Origin of the sequence: Metabacillus sp. Hm71, assembly GCF_051842955.2 — a bacterium.
Lineage (GTDB): Bacteria > Bacillota > Bacilli > Bacillales > Bacillaceae > Metabacillus.
This window is the reverse complement of sequence record NZ_CM200278.1, coordinates 5,415,341-5,430,259: the sequence shown is the minus strand read 5'-3', so window position 1 is coordinate 5,430,259 and position 14,919 is coordinate 5,415,341. Positions and strand designations below refer to the sequence as shown.

Here is a 14,919-nt window from a genome sequence, read left to right as displayed (position 1 = left end):
TATATAAAGATAAGGGAGGATTTTATATGGAATTTGTTTTTCTGCCATGGTTGTTAGGGATAGGAGGCGGAACTTTACTATTATCCCTGTTGCTATTATTATCTTCTAACAGATATACCAGAAAGAAGTTAAAAGAAATGGAACAAGAAGATACTTCATTTTAAAGAATTGCATTTATCATTAGCCGGTTTTAAATGTGATGACTATAAAGAGGTTTAAGGATAGATGAACCAAGAGGCAGGTTAATGGAATAAAACACTGCAATATTTTGAGAGAAGGAACTAACCCTATTATAAAAAATGGGGTTAGTTTTTTGCTCTTCACCCAATCATGTTGAACTTTAATCAAAAATGTGGTGAGCTATCCAGATTTATTTTAAACTCAATTGCAGATTAAGGTTTGGTACCGTTAATGATATGTTATATTAATTAGCGATGTTTAAAATGTAATTTCACAGTAGTTGGCAGCAGCATGATCTTACTCGCTCTGATCATATTAGGTGTTGCGATATGGAATATTAAAGAAGGAGTAAAACAATTAAAACGAAGTTTAGGTGGTGGAAGTGTTTATGAATCATAAAATACAAGAAAACTCATCCCCTGAAAGAGATAATGCTGCTTTTTGGTTCCCCGGGCGCTGGATCGGAGGCCTCTCCTTAATCATTGGACCGCTCTTATTACTAGCGGCCGCTCTTCTTAGGATACAATTTCATTTTTTCTATGATGCGCAGCTTGCTGCCTACGCCGATCATCCTGTACTCATCACTTCCGCCTACAGTTGCTTTGTGCTAGGTTGTCTCTTCCTCTGGCCTGGGATCATTACCTTAGTAAGATTCATCGGCATGAAATATCCCGCTTTAGCAATTTGGGGCGGCATGGTTATAATCTTAGGGCTAATAGGCCGTGTTTTTCATGGCGGCATTGATCATATGGCTTCCAACTCGTCAATGTACAAAGCCTTGATCTCGCAAAAAACACAGTAAGCGACTCGTACCACGCATTCCATATCGTCCGTTATTTTAATGGCATGATGATGGTTGGCTGGATAATATTAGCAATCGGTGCTTACCGTTCACGTACATTAGGGATCATTCGCTCGGTAGCACTGGCCTCCATGTTCTTCCTACCCTTGGGCACCCTTAAAGGCACAAGATTCGAGTCTCCATTCCTGATACTTGGACTATGCATAGCTTTAGTCCCGCTAGGTGTCAAAGTGTTGCGCGAGGGCACGCCTCCATCACGCAAAGCAATAATCTGGGCCATTGCATTCGTAGTAGGCGAGATTGTATTTATTGTACTTTCGATTCTCTTCCCAGAATTTATGCTGCGCTAATTATAGTTTCTTTATAAATTCACCTTAAATCCCGTATACTTTTTCTATATATCAAACATGTTTGGATCGAAATATTATTAAAAAACGCATTGAAAAAAGCTCATTTCTTGCTAAAGTTGAAAAGAGGAATCAAGCAAGAGATAAATGGATGCAGGCATTAATTGAGATTGATACGCTTCTTGTAGAGATAAGTAAATAGTAGAGTGTTATCAAAAAAGATTGAAGCAAACACATCATTTGCAGATTACATATCCAACATTAGTAAAAATCATACGCATTTTATTTCCAATTGACTTGAGTAACAGAATAATAGCTGTTAATATTTTATGATAATAAGCAATGGAAGCGAACAAGCAATATAAAAAACTGAAACAAGGAGAATTAAAACAATGATTGAATACGGTACTTTCCATAAAACCGAAAGTCGTTACCCTTTACGATTTGATCGTTTTTTCCCCCATCAAGAGGCTGAAAATGTCTGGCGAATCCTTACTGATCCTGTTCACTTTTCTAAGTGGTACCCATTTGCTACAGGGGAGATGAAACTTAAACTTGGTGGTATTATCTTTTTTGATGACGGTGAAGGTTCAACGTATGAAGGGATCATCACTGAGTTTGAACCTCCTCGAGTCTTTGCTTTCCGTGAGATTGATGACATCCTTCACATTGAATTGCAATCTGAAGATCAAGGATGCCGAATGATCTTCACTCACACTTTTGATGATCAATCCATTTCGGTCAATACTGCTGCCGGATGGCATCGATGTCTCGATGCCTTAGGGATGATAGTTGACGGTAAACCTGTCGAGTGGCCTGATAACTCAGCAGATTTGCGTAAAGCCTACAAAGATGCCTTTGACCTTAGCTAATTTGTTTCAGCGTCTAATTTTACTATTATTGTATTAACGAAATACAGTTAGAATAAAATAATCAATCTTCGGCAATCGTGCACTTTTCCGCAACTGAGGGCACTATAAAAGGGAAGTTTTTTTAAATGAAAAAAAGAAAAATGAGCCTCTAAAATCATTTCAAAGGCTCGTTTGGCATACAGGGAGACACTTTTGCTGCATTAACTATTTAACCAGTCGATTGCTTAGATAACTTAAAAAGAGGTTAGCCGATTTACTATGATCAAACACCAATCTTTTACAAAAGAGCAAATAAAAAAATGATCCCTGTTTAATTCAGAGATCATTTTCTAAAAGTTGCTTGCCTATTTTAATAGGTACTTTACGAAGGACACTTTTCATCGCATCTGTCTTTTTTACTCATTGACTAAATCTCGTTTTTTATAACGGATGAAACCAATAACGATCATGAAGAAAGCCGATAATTTAATGAGGATTATGGTTCCCCATTTCCATTCTTCAATTGGAACTTTTGGAATATAGCTAAATATATCAAGGTTCGTGACGAATTCTGGAATGTCCATCATTTGCCCAAAATAACTAACAAAGAAAGCAAATAATAGATAGCCCCAAATTATTGCCGTAAAGCGCGGCAGCCAACCAATTAGTACAGCTAATATACCGATAAAGAAGAAAATTGCAGGTACCCATGCAATTCCAGCCTTAGTGATTTCCCACAGACTTAACGGTGTTTCCATCACACTTCGTTGGGCTAGGTAGAGCCCCAATATCGCAGAAAATTGTCCGACCACTCCTAGTATGGAAGTCAAGATCACATGGTACCAGTAGAATTTTGTCCGACTTAATTTAGTGGCATAAAGCTGATCCCAGCGCCCTTTCTTTTCTTCGTTTACGAGTTTCATCAAACTTCCTGCAATAAAAATCGTAGTTAATAAAGATAAAACGATAAAGAGAACACTTATAAATTGTTCTTGAATGGTGTAATTTGCATTGTGAAGGAACATTTGCTTCATCATTTCATTTTCACTTACAAATTTATCCATGTCACCGAAAATTGACCCGTACATAGCCCCGCATATAAAGAGGGCGAAGAGCCAGCCGATAATATATATTTTTTGAAGGCGTAAGATTAGGCCAGGAAGACTTAACAGCCGTTCTTTTGCATGAGCACGCCCAGTCCGTTCTGGTAAATAACCAGCTCCCATGTCTCGAGATTGTTCCAAAAGATAGGATAGGGCTAAGAAAACGATACTGGCAACAAAAGCAATGACGATTGGAAACCAGCTATCATTAACGTAAACATTTACTAAATAGCTCCATCCCAGCGGGTTGAACCAAGAAGCATCCGGTGTGTTCATATCTGTTGCCATTCGAACAATGTAAAAAAAGCCAAGAGTCAAGAAGCTCAGTCCTCTTGCACTTCCAGCTCCGGATGCTAATTGGACAAATATGAGAGCAATCATTGCCCATAAGAAACCTTGCATACCTAATGAAGCGGAATATAACAAATTACTAGAAAAATTCATTCCAGGTACATGTTGAACTTGCAGCAAACCTGTAGAAAGGGCGATGATAACTAAATGTAAAAGAAACATTTCGATAACGATGGCTGTCGTGCCGGCCAGTCGTCCAACTTGAAAGGAACGGATAAGCTCTGTTGTTCCATCATCCTCTTCTTTCCGTGTACGACTGATGACATGCATAATAGATACAATGGCAAATACGAGTGCCGTAAAGAGGATCATTTCATGTGCGTACATAGCTCCTACGGTATACGTTTCGGCAGTAGCTGCTGTCGGTCCAAGCATGGCAATCATTGCCGGATTTTTCAAAGTTTCATACATAGCCTTCAATCCAGCAGGATCTTTTCCATATATTTCATACATCGCACTGGCAAAGCCGCCCGTGAAAAGACTTAAGGCCACTGCCCAAATGAGAAGCTTTAACCAATCTCTACGTAATGTATGAAGAAAGAGCATTCCAGTCTTATAAAATCGATTTTTCATCTTGCTCACCTACTTTCCAGTGTAATGACGCATAAACAACGCTTCAAGGGTCGGCGGCACACTCTCAAGCTTTGTTACATGGTAAGGCATGATTTCTTCTAGAATGGCTTCAATTTGATCACTATCGGCTTGGGAAACAGCTTCATTTCCATTTATTACTAAGTCGTGCACACCACTCACTTGTTTTAATCCAATAGGCTCGTCACGAGTAGTCACCTTGTATTGATAACGAGTTAAATGCCTTAATTCGTCTAGTGTTCCCGTTTCAATTACTTCTCCTTGACGAATAATCGCTACGCGGTCACATAAGCGTTCTACCTCACTTAAGATGTGGCTAGAAAGAAGGATGGACTTTCCTTGCTTTTTTAAATTTTCCACTTCCTCTTGAAATACAGATTCCATCAGAGGATCCAAACCACTAGTCGGTTCATCAAAAATATAAAGTTCTGCATCGCTAGCAAGCGCGGCAATAAGCGCAACCTTTTGACGATTTCCTTTTGAATAAGTCCGTGCTTTTTTCTTAGGATCAAGTTGGAATTTGTGAATTAATTCATCGCGTAATGCATCGTTCTTCGTTCCTTGCAGGCGCATAAATACATCAATAATTTCACCGCCGTTAAATTTGGCCAAAGGTTTACATCTCCTGGAACGTATGCAAGTCGTTTATGGATTTCAATCGAATCTTTCCAGACATCCTTCCCGAAGATCTTGGCTGTGCCTCCGCTGGATTTTATAATGCCAAGCAGGATTCGGATGGTCGTTGATTTTCCTGCCCCATTTGGTCCGATAAAACCTAACACTTCACCTTTTTTTAGATCCATCGTTACATTTTTTAACGCATGGGTAGATTTATATTTTTTTTGCAACCCCTTAATTTCTGCGATAACCATTCCTCTTATCTCCTATTTTATGAGAATTAAAGTTTTTTACTAAAAACTACTTTATAGTTCATAATATACGCTTTTTTCTAGGGTTATTCAAATTATTTTTTACTGAAATGTTTGAATTAGTTCAAATAATGAAATACTATATAAATAGGTAGAAAGTAATTTAGAAAAGCGCAAGCGCCTTGATCAGCCTAAGGCAAATAAGACGATTTAGAATAGAAGGCGTTCTTTGCCTTCAATTCTAAATCGTCTAGACCCTAGAGGGGCTAGGCGCTGGAGCTAGACACAAAAACTAAGTGCAAAAAGTTATACTTAAACTTATAAAAAAGGGGAAAATGTGGTGGGAAGATGACAAAGAAAAATGGCTTTGATCTAAGACGAGAAAAGAAAATGAAAGATATTGAAGAAGCTACGCTTGAATTGCTGAATAAAAAGGACATCACCAATATAACCATGGATGAGATTGCAAAAAGTGCGAGTGTTAGTAAAGTAACCTTATTTAATTATTACAATACAAAAGATAATTTAATTAATACAACGATTCATCATTCATTTGCCTCTATCCATGAAGAATATGAACGTTTGATTGAAAGTGATTTATCATTTGAGCAAACGTATATGGAACTCACGCAATATAAAATGAAAAAAATTCAAAGTATGACATCTATATTTTTTCATAATGTGATGCAGCAATTTGCAAGTGACCCGTCTTTTTTTGATAAGGATGCACAAGAAACAAGTGATCGATTAGTTTTAAAAATGTTTCAAAAAGGGCGTAAAGAAGGAAAAATTAATCCCGCATATTCTGATGAGGTTTTACTGATGTTGATGCATATTTTCACGGAGGGAATGAAGAGTCAAGCGATTAATAGTGATAATTTGATAAAATATGGCCCACAAATTACGCAAATGTTTTTGAATGGCTTGCGTTAAAGTAAACTCGACGACTGAATCTATGTGTAAAAAGATTAAAAATTATTAATACAATTATAATGAAATGACTATTGCTGCTTGTTTAGCTAAAGGGTAGCTTTTCTTCGATAAGTAAACATAAATAATCTTCGAACGGGCGCTATCTTTAATAACGAATGCGTCTTTTGACAAATGGCAAGATTGTTGAATCATTTAATGGTCATTTTCTTGAACAAAAGTTTGAAAGAAAAATTGGATATCATAGGTTATCGTTTAGAAGATGTTGGGAAGAAGTGTACTTAAATTACGCAGGAAAGTGAAAAGATAAATCCTGTCCAAACAGAGCACAAATTAACAGGAAATTTGATCATATTATATTTATTATTTTATTAAACTTTTACACTAATAAAGCACGCTTTCCCATGCATGGTAAGCGTGCCAATCATGGATGCATTTTTCAGCTGCCGTAATTGGTGGTTTTAGTAGTTGAAGCAATTCTTTTTAGAAGCTTTAAGTTCTATTTCGATAAATCTTGTCTAAGCACTGAGGAGGATGAACGTGTTTTCATATGAGGTAATTTGCTGTAGCTGTAGAAAAAAATTTAGAGTTTATGAAGGAACTAGGCAATATAAGCAGTTCAAAGAAAATAAGCATAGTATATTTTGCTGTGAAGATTGTAATCATACTATTCGCCTTGATGCAATAAAAAACTTTTTTAGGTATATAGGATGAAGAATGTATGAAGTGATGTATCTGGAAAAATATGGGCAATGTATAAAAAGCACTGCGAACAACTTGCGAAACTGTTTGCAGGGCATCTTTTTATTTGATAAAAGACTAATCGCTTATGGAGACCTTCACTATCTCATCGGCCAAATTTCACTTCAATGGGCTATTCGGAATCGTTGAGCATTTCAAAGCTAATGTGGTGAACAAGTACGTTTTCTTTCATTAGTCCCTTAAAGCGTTCTTTTGTAGCATCCGCTGCTGAAATATTGATCGATCTATATATCATGACAACGCCGCCTGTAATCAATTTCATCCCCAAAATCTTATAATTACACCTTTTAAAGGAGTTAACGATGTTCCTGCTCCTGTCCAAGTGGCAACGTCTTTGATAATAAAGATAAAGAATAGAAACCTATCCAAAACCAACCTGCTTGTAGTTTTAAGTATTGAACTGCCTAACACTTCATTTACAATGCCTATTGTTTATAGTAAAAATGCATTCATCGTTATCCCTCACTTTTTGACATTTCCAAATAATGATGATTCAAAATTAGCAGTTTAGACGTTTTTGAAACAGGGTATAGTAACGTTATGTATCTTTAAATAGAGACTTATAGACGTAAAGCATCAAGAGATTAAAAACAGAAGGTGATTCAATCGAATGATTAAATTAAAACATGTCCAAAAGAAGTATAGTGACGGGTATATTGCTCTGAAAGACATTAACCTCGAATGTAAAGAAGGAGAGATTACCGTACTCATCGGGCCAAGCGGGTGCGGAAAATCAACCACCTTGAAATTGTTAAACCGCCTAATCAATCCTACTAAAGGAAAAATCTACATTGACAGTAAAGACATTTCGAACATCAATCCGGTGAAGTTAAGAAGAGCAATCGGATATGTCATTCAGCACATCGGACTTTTTCCTCATTTAACCATTTCTGAAAATGTTGCAGTCGTTCCTACTTTACTCCAATGGGACAACGATCGTATTGAAAAACGTGTAGATGAATTATTGGATTTGGTCGGATTAGATCCGGAGACATATCGAAATCGACGACCATCGGAGCTAAGCGGTGGGCAACAGCAGCGTGTCGGTGTGATTCGGGCAATGGCAGCCGATCCTTCCATCATTTTAATGGATGAAGCTTTTAGCGCGCTTGACCCGATTAGCCGGGAGCAGCTTCAAGATGAACTCATTCGTCTTCAAAAAGATATCAAAAAGACGATTGTGTTCGTGACGCATGACATGGATGAAGCGCTAAAAATTGCTGATAAAATCGTACTTATGAAGGATGGCGAAATTGTTCAGGAAGGCACGCCGGAGAACATTTTACGACATCCGGCGAATGATTTTGTGAAAAACTTTATCGGTAAAAAACGTCTTCAGCAAGTTGCAGATATCCCAATAGCTGAGGAAGTGATGAATCGGAAACCGGCGACAACGTTCCCTAATCGCGGGCTTGCCGAATCCGTTAAAATGATGGAGCGAAGACAGGTTGATTCACTTCTTATTGTCAATGACCAAAACGAATTACAAGGCTACATTACGATTTATGATGTATTATATCAATACAGGGATGAAACGAAACGAGTCTGCGATATTCTTCAGCCGTTTCAGCATGCCATAAGTCCTGACACCCTTTTAACAGACGTTATGCAAATGATTGATGAATACAAATTGCCATATATTCCGGTTGTCAATGAGGAAAAGAAATTACTCGGCATTGTCACAAGGGGCAGTATTGTCGGATTCTTATCAGACATTTATCCCCCACAGACCGGAGTGATGTAACGTGAATGAGTATCTATTCGTTTTTGTTGAGCGTTGGTCGGATTTAATGAAGGCATTAACGGAACACCTTGGCTTAACTGCCGGTGCAGTGCTGCTAGGATGTATTGTCGCTATTCCTCTTGGCATCTATCTGACGAAAACGAAGGTTCAATGGATTCGGTCACTTTCCTTTACGATTACGAATATCTTTCAAACGATCCCAAGCCTTGCTTTGCTGGCTATTCTCATTCCTCTTATTGGCATTGGCACACTACCGGCTATTATCGCTCTTTTTCTCTATTCTTTGATGCCGATTTTACGAAACACTTACTCTGGGTTTCAGTCCATTGATCCGGAAATTATGGAAGCGGCGAAAGGAATGGGTTATAGTGCGAGACAAAGGCTGTTAAAAATTGAACTGCCGCTTGCAATCCCGTATATTATGTCAGGCATTCGCTTAACAACGGTCTACATTATTAGCTGGGCAACCCTTGCAACATTAATCGGTGCAGGGGGGTTAGGGCAGCTGATTGTCGGAGGACTTGCGGTATATGATAAACCGCTGATTTTTGCGTCTGCCCTTTTAGCGATGGTCCTCGCGCTTGTCATTGATTTCCTTCTCTCGTTAATAGAAAAAGCAATTACAAAACGGACTCTCAATGATGCGAAATCCTTTTAACATCGGAGGTTATTAAATGAAAAAACGAACGGTTCTCGCTGCGTCAGTACTTCTCGTTTTCTCTCTTGCGGGTTGCGCGGGAGGCAAAACCGTTACTGTAGGAACGCAAACATTTACAGAGACAAAAATTTTAGGCTATATGTACGAATATTTAATAGAAAACAAAACAGATATCGATGTCGATGTCAAAACTGACCTCGCATCAAGCCCTTTCGTTCTCAATGCAATGAGAGAAAACCAGCTGCAAATTGGGACATTGTACAGCGGAGAAATTTTTAATAACCATTTCCCTATTGAAGAAACGAAAGATCCTAAGAGAGTATTGGAGCAAGCCCAGAAAGGGTTTGATAAATACATGGGGATGACATGGTTTGACCCTTTAGGGTTTGAGAATACCTATGCGTTCACCGTAAGAAAAGAAGTCGCTGAAACATACAATTTAAAGAAAATCTCCGACCTTAAAAACGTTGCAAACAAGATGACTCTTGGTGTCGATACAGCCTGGCTAGAACGCGAGCATGATGGATATGACGCTTTTTCGGATCATTATGGGTTGAGGTTTAAAAAGGTGTATCCGATGGAAATCAATCTTGTCTATAAAGCGGTAGAGAAGAAGCAAATGGATATTGTCCTGGCTTACTCGTCAGATGCGCGTATTAAAGAATACGATCTTGTCACACTTGAGGATGATAAGCGTTTTTTCCCTCCTTATGACGCATCAACCGTCGTATTGAATGATACGATCAAAAAATATCCTAAAATCAAATCAGCTTTGAAACCATTAGAAGGAACTATCAATCTGGACACAATGAGGACATTAAACGCCAAAGTAGATATAGAGAAACAGGCCCCGAAGGACGTGGCTAAACAATTTTTAGAGGAACAAGGTTTATTAAAGAGGTGAAAACATGAATGCATTTATACAGTACATTGAACATAACTGGAGCACGCTGCTGTTACTGACATTTCAGCATATCGCGATGGTGGTCTTAGGAGTTGCCCTTGCTCTTGTTGTCGGGATACCACTTGGTATTATATCGGCGAAAAACGAACGTGCTGCTTCTATTATTTTGGCTTTTGCCAACATTATTCAAGTATTTCCAAGTCTGGCGCTATTGGCAGTTTTGATGGTTTTTTTCGGGATTGGTTTTACCTCTGTTGTCATCGGTCTCTTCTTATATTCGTTGTTGCCGATTATTCGCAACACTTATGTCGGGTTAAAGGAAGTCGATGAAAGTACAGTAGAGGCCGGAATAGGGGTTGGGATGACTAAGTTTCAATTGCTCACAAAGGTTCAGTTTCCCCTGTCTTTGCCGTTTATTCTGGCAGGGGTGCGGATTGCAGCCGTCATTGCCATTGGTGTGGCCACTCTTGCTCCGTTTATTGGCGGAGAAGGACTTGGAAAAGAGATCTATTCCGGTATCAATCTGCGGGACAATGTGAAAATTTATACGAGTGCAATCCTTGCCGCAATCCTTGCCCTTTTTGCAGACTTTCTGCTTAGCAAAGCGCAAAAACGCGTGAATGTAAAATAAATGCTAGTGCTGATATTTGCAGATTGGCAGACAGATGTTTCTTTTAATGTTCCAAATGGTGCAGGTAAATACATGTGTGATGTTGTAAGTTCTCTTGATCCTATTGAAGCCCATTGGAAAATGAATCATTTAACATCAACCACAAATGAATAAAAAGGTGTAATTAGTGAAATAAACAGCTAAAAGGATCTTCAGATTGTCGAAGATCCTTTTTTAATGCCGATAACATCGCGTATGTGAGCTAGGTTTTTCATAGGATCCTTGTTTGATCCGGGCCATTTTCTAGAAAAACAATAAAAAAGGAAATCTGAAGTTTATGTTCATAAAACGAATTATGGTTGACGAACTAAAAAAGTGTTAGGGGAATTGTAAGAACCTCTGAACCTGTTTTTTCGTTTAGCTAACGAAGAGGGATAAGCGAATGGCTCAGTTGGACTGAGTCGTTTGCTATAAGACTACATTTTGTGAATTTAGAGGATATCAATATGACATTCTTGGCTGTCAGCTGATTGAATAATAAATATATACAAAGGAACATTTAGCCTATTTTGAGTGTATTGTAGCAATGTCTCCCGGGTTTGGAATATCATCAATAATTCATACCTTTAATTATCATACTTTTATGGAGGAATCATGGGATATTACCACCAAACATGTAAGAACTGCTTTTCATGGCAACACTGCATTGTGCAAAAGTTTCCGCACATACATGAGTAAGAACAACTCACCCAATTGGAAGGCCGTTAATAAACCTAATACCCAATTACCTGAAACCTTGAGTATTCCTAATTGATGCAAAAATAAATTTACACAAGCTAAGCCGATAATTAATAAGGCATGCCAAAACCAATAAGTCCTTAAAACAACCACTAAACTAAAAAAAATCGAGTCGATGAAAAAGTACAAAGTAACCAACGTAATATGATCTCTTGAAGGATCATCAAACCAATTGACATGGAAAAAAAATAGATGAAAAATGGCGACTAAGTAAAACATAAAAGTACCCTGTATGGTTATATTGACGAAATAAAGTACGGTTATACGCAGTGTGAACCGATCTACATGGTAGCGAAGCATACGCCATAAATATTTTCCCAAATAGAAAAAGATAAACAGACAAATACTTGTATAGATTGTTTTCCACCAAAAATGGCGGTACACACCTAGATACAAAAACAACTCTTCAATTCCAAAAAAACCAATGGTAATTAGTATGATCCACCAAAATCCCAAGTCAAATACGGCAATCAAAACAGTTACTGAAGGGACAATGAATCCATTTGATACATTAGCTCCGAGAACATTATCGAAGTAGTCGTCTTTGAATACACCAGGGAAGTACTCATAACTTTTGAATAAAACGAGAATGGCATACTCGAATAAATAGATCAATCCGGCCATGCACAAATAAAATGGAATCAGCTTTTTGTTGGCTGCTTTGCGCCAGGAGATAGTAAAAATTATGATGCTAATAAGAATAAGGGAAAGGTATGGAATAAAGTTTAGAATAATCTTACATCCTTTCGATCGATAGGTAAGTTTTCTTTTATATTGTAATTTTAAACAATGAATAAGACTTTTATAAGTTCAGAGAAGGACTTCCCAACTGTTTTTTCCCTTGCTCCTTAAACTGGATAATGAAAAAAGAAATTGGGGAAACTTTTTAAAAAAGGACCTTATTAGATGATTGGACTTATTATAGCTATTATTATTTTTAATGTTGTTGCTTTTATAACGAATATACATCTTACTAAAAATCAAATTGTTCATATATGGGCATTCACTATTGCTCTACAAGGACTTGCTGATTTGTATATTGACCAAAAATACCATGCTTATTGGTATTTTTCAAAAGGGGTTGAATGGGAATCATTACTTACTCTTACATTGCTTATTCCACCTATAAATATGATGTTTTTGAATTGGTATCCCTATAGATCTACATTAATTAGACGCGGTCTTTATTTTTTTTATTGGGTAATGTTCATGGTTATTTATGAAATGATAGCAATGCTACCTGAGCCATGGGGTTATTTTAACTATGGATGGTGGAAATTATTGTATTCAGCCCTTGTAGATCCTTTGCTATTAATAGTTGTCTTGAGTTATTTTAAATGGATATGTAAAATTGAGAAAATCAAGTGGTGAGAAGTGCCTGTGTAAATTTCATATTATATTTCCTTACATGTTTGTTTGAATATTTTAAAAAGATTGATATTTTTGAATCACAAAAGATTCAGAAAAATAAGGAGGAAATTAAAATGAAAAACATCGGTCATTTCTCATTTTTAATATTAGTAGTAAGAGTCATCTTTTCAAAAAAAGCTCCTGTTTTATATTAATGATTTGAAATAAACACTCATATGATAAATTTGTTGAATGCTGCAAAGATTTTATAGCGAAGCTCCCTGTATTATCCATTCCTGCAAAGGTTTTCACTCATGGAATTGCATTAGATTCTGGTGAAAGAATAATATTTTACTTGAGGCTGTCAAATTTGGCAGTCTCTTTCATTTTTCCTTGACGGTGTCCCATGTAGAACAACACCATAACATGTTCTTCGTATTGAAAATTCTATTTCAATACCGATAACATTAACTAAACTTGTTAAAAAGGATGTCGGTTCCTTAATGAGGTTGGTTAAACTATTTTTATACAATGTAAGTGTGACAAAAGCACCTTGTTTTTCAATTTTTGGGGTGCTACTATCAAGATTATAAAATATAATTTTAATAAATATAAAATTTATTTAAAATTATATTTTAAAAATAAGGCGATGGATACATAAAAAAGGGGAGGGAGAAAAACAATGAAGAAATGGATTCGCTGCGTACTTTGTTCATCTGTCGGGCTCTTATTGATTATGCCTTCAGCAGCGCTGGCGAAGTCAAATCAGGATGAAACTGATCACCATCAGGTTCTAGAAAAAGCTGCAAAGCCGGAGGATGTTGGGTTTTCCTCTGAAAAATTGGAAAAAGTCGATCAGTTAATCGAAAAAGAAGTGGCGGCTGGATTTCCTGGTGCATCCTTGATCGTTATTAAGGATGGGAAAATTGTAAAAAAGGATAGCTACGGCTACAAACAAAAATTCGCAGGGCATACACCGTTGAAAAGGCCTCTTAAAATGAAGGACGATACGATGTTTGACCTTGCATCAAACACGAAAATGTATGCGACAAATTTCGCCTTGCAGAAATTAGTTGCTGAAGGGAAGCTTGATCTTTATGCACCTGTTCAGCAATATATTCCTGAGTTCAAGGACAAAGAAACCGATGTGATTAAAGGCAAGGATACACTGCGCATTATTGATGTGCTCCATCATACAGCAGGATTTACTCCTGATCCGCAATACCATAATCCGAAGGTTGCCAAGGACTTGTATTCACAGGAACGGGAAAAAACAATTAAGTTCTTGTCTGATACTCCGCTTATCTACGAACCTGGCACAAAAAATATTTACAGTGATGTCGATTATATGCTGTTAGGTGCCATTGTCGAGAAAATCACAGGACTGCCGTTGGATGTGTATGTTGAAAATGAAATCTATAAGCCGCTTAAATTAAAGCATACGATGTTTAATCCGCTGCAAAAAGGGAATAAACCAAAGGATTTTGCGGCAACAGAGCTGCTTGGAAATACGAGGGACGGGGTCATTGAGTTCCCGAATATTCGCACATACACCCTTCAAGGGGAAGTTCACGATGAAAAGGCTTACTACTCGATGGAAGGTGTATCGGGACACGCAGGCCTTTTTTCTACAACTAGTGATATAGCCGTACTTCTGCAAGTGATGCTAAATGGCGGAGGATATGGCGATCATACCTTTTTCGATCAGGACATCGTTAAAACATTTACTGAGCCATCTATGGTGAATCCTACTTATGGTCTTGGCTGGAGACTTAACCGTCATGACAGCATGGAATGGATGTTTGGCCCGCATGCAAGTGACAGCGCTTACGGTCATACAGGCTGGACAGGAACGGTGACGATTATTGATCCTGAATTCGATTTAGGCATCGTCCTGCTGACAAACAAAAAACATTCACCGCTTGTCAATCCTGAAAGTAATCCAAATCAGTTTATCGGGGACCTTTTTCAAACAGGAAGCTATGGAAGTGTTGTAACGGCAATTTATGAAGCGTTAGAGAAAAATAAGGAAAGTGAGAGGTGGATGTCACATTGAAGAAAAAGAGATG

At 37.6% G+C, this 14,919-nt stretch carries 14 protein-coding genes and 1 pseudogene; 11 read left to right on the top strand and 4 right to left on the bottom strand.

Annotation, left to right across the window (positions count from 1 at the left end; translation table 11 throughout):
• Positions 1-26: 26 nt before the first annotated feature.
• From ACSVDH_RS26655 to ACSVDH_RS26645, 3 genes are all read left to right on the top strand, one after another.
• Positions 27-164, top strand: coding sequence for a hypothetical protein (locus tag ACSVDH_RS26655; protein WP_439250505.1), 138 nt, complete (start codon positions 27-29; stop codon positions 162-164).
• Between the two features lie 404 nt (positions 165-568).
• On the top strand, positions 569-982 hold the full coding sequence (locus tag ACSVDH_RS26650; RefSeq protein WP_439250504.1) for a hypothetical protein: 414 nt from the start codon (positions 569-571) through the stop codon (positions 980-982).
• A gap of 739 nt (positions 983-1,721) precedes the next feature.
• On the top strand, positions 1,722-2,201 hold the full coding sequence (locus ACSVDH_RS26645; RefSeq protein ID WP_439250502.1) for an SRPBCC family protein: 480 nt from the start codon (positions 1,722-1,724) through the stop codon (positions 2,199-2,201).
• A gap of 395 nt (positions 2,202-2,596) precedes the next feature.
• Here the strand turns inward: ACSVDH_RS26645 and ACSVDH_RS26640 are convergent, their stop codons facing one another.
• Together ACSVDH_RS26640 and ACSVDH_RS26635 are read right to left on the bottom strand one after the other, a co-directional pair.
• Positions 2,597-4,207, bottom strand: a complete 1,611-nt coding sequence (locus ACSVDH_RS26640; protein ID WP_439250500.1) for an ABC transporter permease — start codon at positions 4,205-4,207, stop codon at positions 2,597-2,599.
• A gap of 9 nt (positions 4,208-4,216) precedes the next feature.
• Positions 4,217-5,097, bottom strand: a pseudogene (locus ACSVDH_RS26635) (ABC transporter ATP-binding protein).
• Positions 5,098-5,442: 345 nt separating this feature from the next.
• On the opposite strand from ACSVDH_RS26635, the gene ACSVDH_RS26630 reads away from it, so the two are divergent.
• Positions 5,443-6,027 carry a TetR/AcrR family transcriptional regulator gene (locus ACSVDH_RS26630; protein ID WP_439250498.1) on the top strand — a complete coding sequence of 195 codons (585 nt, stop codon included), beginning with the start codon at positions 5,443-5,445 and terminating at the stop codon, positions 6,025-6,027.
• An 871-nt stretch (positions 6,028-6,898) separates the two neighbouring features.
• Here ACSVDH_RS26630 and ACSVDH_RS26625 read toward each other — a convergent pair.
• A complete protein-coding gene (locus ACSVDH_RS26625; protein WP_439250496.1) occupies positions 6,899-7,054 on the bottom strand; it encodes a hypothetical protein in 156 nt (51 codons plus the stop codon).
• A gap of 342 nt (positions 7,055-7,396) precedes the next feature.
• On the opposite strand from ACSVDH_RS26625, the gene ACSVDH_RS26620 reads away from it, so the two are divergent.
• The 5 genes from ACSVDH_RS26620 to ACSVDH_RS26600 are packed head-to-tail and all read left to right on the top strand — an operon-like array spanning position 7,397 to position 10,876.
• A complete protein-coding gene (locus ACSVDH_RS26620) occupies positions 7,397-8,530 on the top strand; it encodes an ABC transporter ATP-binding protein (RefSeq protein ID WP_439250494.1) in 1,134 nt (377 codons plus the stop codon).
• 1 nt (position 8,531) lies between these two features.
• Positions 8,532-9,188 (top strand): ABC transporter permease, encoded by a 657-nt coding sequence (locus ACSVDH_RS26615; protein ID WP_439250492.1) that lies wholly within the window; start codon positions 8,532-8,534, stop codon positions 9,186-9,188.
• A 16-nt stretch (positions 9,189-9,204) separates the two neighbouring features.
• Entirely contained in the window at positions 9,205-10,092 is an 888-nt protein-coding gene (locus tag ACSVDH_RS26610) for a glycine betaine ABC transporter substrate-binding protein (RefSeq protein ID WP_439250490.1), read from the top strand.
• 4 nt (positions 10,093-10,096) lie between these two features.
• Positions 10,097-10,723 (top strand): ABC transporter permease, encoded by a 627-nt coding sequence (locus tag ACSVDH_RS26605; RefSeq protein ID WP_439250488.1) that lies wholly within the window; start codon positions 10,097-10,099, stop codon positions 10,721-10,723.
• A complete protein-coding gene (locus ACSVDH_RS26600) occupies positions 10,724-10,876 on the top strand; it encodes a hypothetical protein (protein ID WP_439250486.1) in 153 nt (50 codons plus the stop codon).
• A gap of 516 nt (positions 10,877-11,392) precedes the next feature.
• Here the strand turns inward: ACSVDH_RS26600 and ACSVDH_RS26595 are convergent.
• On the bottom strand, positions 11,393-12,115 hold the full coding sequence (locus tag ACSVDH_RS26595; protein ID WP_439250484.1) for a hypothetical protein: 723 nt from the start codon (positions 12,113-12,115) through the stop codon (positions 11,393-11,395).
• A 291-nt stretch (positions 12,116-12,406) separates the two neighbouring features.
• Between ACSVDH_RS26595 and ACSVDH_RS26590 the strand changes: the two genes are divergently transcribed.
• Both ACSVDH_RS26590 and pbp4b read left to right on the top strand, forming a co-directional pair.
• Positions 12,407-12,871: a hypothetical protein gene (locus tag ACSVDH_RS26590; RefSeq protein ID WP_439250483.1), complete on the top strand. Its 465-nt coding sequence runs from the start codon at positions 12,407-12,409 to the stop codon at positions 12,869-12,871.
• 661 nt (positions 12,872-13,532) lie between these two features.
• A complete protein-coding gene (gene pbp4b, locus ACSVDH_RS26585) occupies positions 13,533-14,906 on the top strand; it encodes a penicillin binding protein PBP4B (RefSeq protein ID WP_439250481.1) in 1,374 nt (457 codons plus the stop codon).
• Positions 14,907-14,919 lie beyond the last annotated feature (13 nt).

Excerpts from the sequence above, each read along its gene's own strand:
- ACSVDH_RS26655 (WP_439250505.1), top strand. The coding sequence starts at position 27 with ATGGAATTTGTTTTTCTGCCATGGTTGTTAGGGATAGGAGGCGGAACT.
- ACSVDH_RS26650 (WP_439250504.1), top strand. The coding sequence starts at position 569 with ATGAATCATAAAATACAAGAAAACTCATCCCCTGAAAGAGATAATGCT.
- ACSVDH_RS26645 (WP_439250502.1), top strand. The coding sequence starts at position 1,722 with ATGATTGAATACGGTACTTTCCATAAAACCGAAAGTCGTTACCCTTTA.
- ACSVDH_RS26640 (WP_439250500.1), bottom strand. The coding sequence starts at position 4,207 with ATGAAAAATCGATTTTATAAGACTGGAATGCTCTTTCTTCATACATTA.
- ACSVDH_RS26630 (WP_439250498.1), top strand. The coding sequence starts at position 5,443 with ATGACAAAGAAAAATGGCTTTGATCTAAGACGAGAAAAGAAAATGAAA.
- ACSVDH_RS26620 (WP_439250494.1), top strand. The coding sequence starts at position 7,397 with ATGATTAAATTAAAACATGTCCAAAAGAAGTATAGTGACGGGTATATT.
- ACSVDH_RS26610 (WP_439250490.1), top strand. The coding sequence starts at position 9,205 with ATGAAAAAACGAACGGTTCTCGCTGCGTCAGTACTTCTCGTTTTCTCT.
- ACSVDH_RS26605 (WP_439250488.1), top strand. The coding sequence starts at position 10,097 with ATGAATGCATTTATACAGTACATTGAACATAACTGGAGCACGCTGCTG.
- ACSVDH_RS26600 (WP_439250486.1), top strand. The coding sequence starts at position 10,724 with ATGCTAGTGCTGATATTTGCAGATTGGCAGACAGATGTTTCTTTTAAT.
- ACSVDH_RS26590 (WP_439250483.1), top strand. The coding sequence starts at position 12,407 with ATGATTGGACTTATTATAGCTATTATTATTTTTAATGTTGTTGCTTTT.
- pbp4b (WP_439250481.1), top strand. The coding sequence starts at position 13,533 with ATGAAGAAATGGATTCGCTGCGTACTTTGTTCATCTGTCGGGCTCTTA.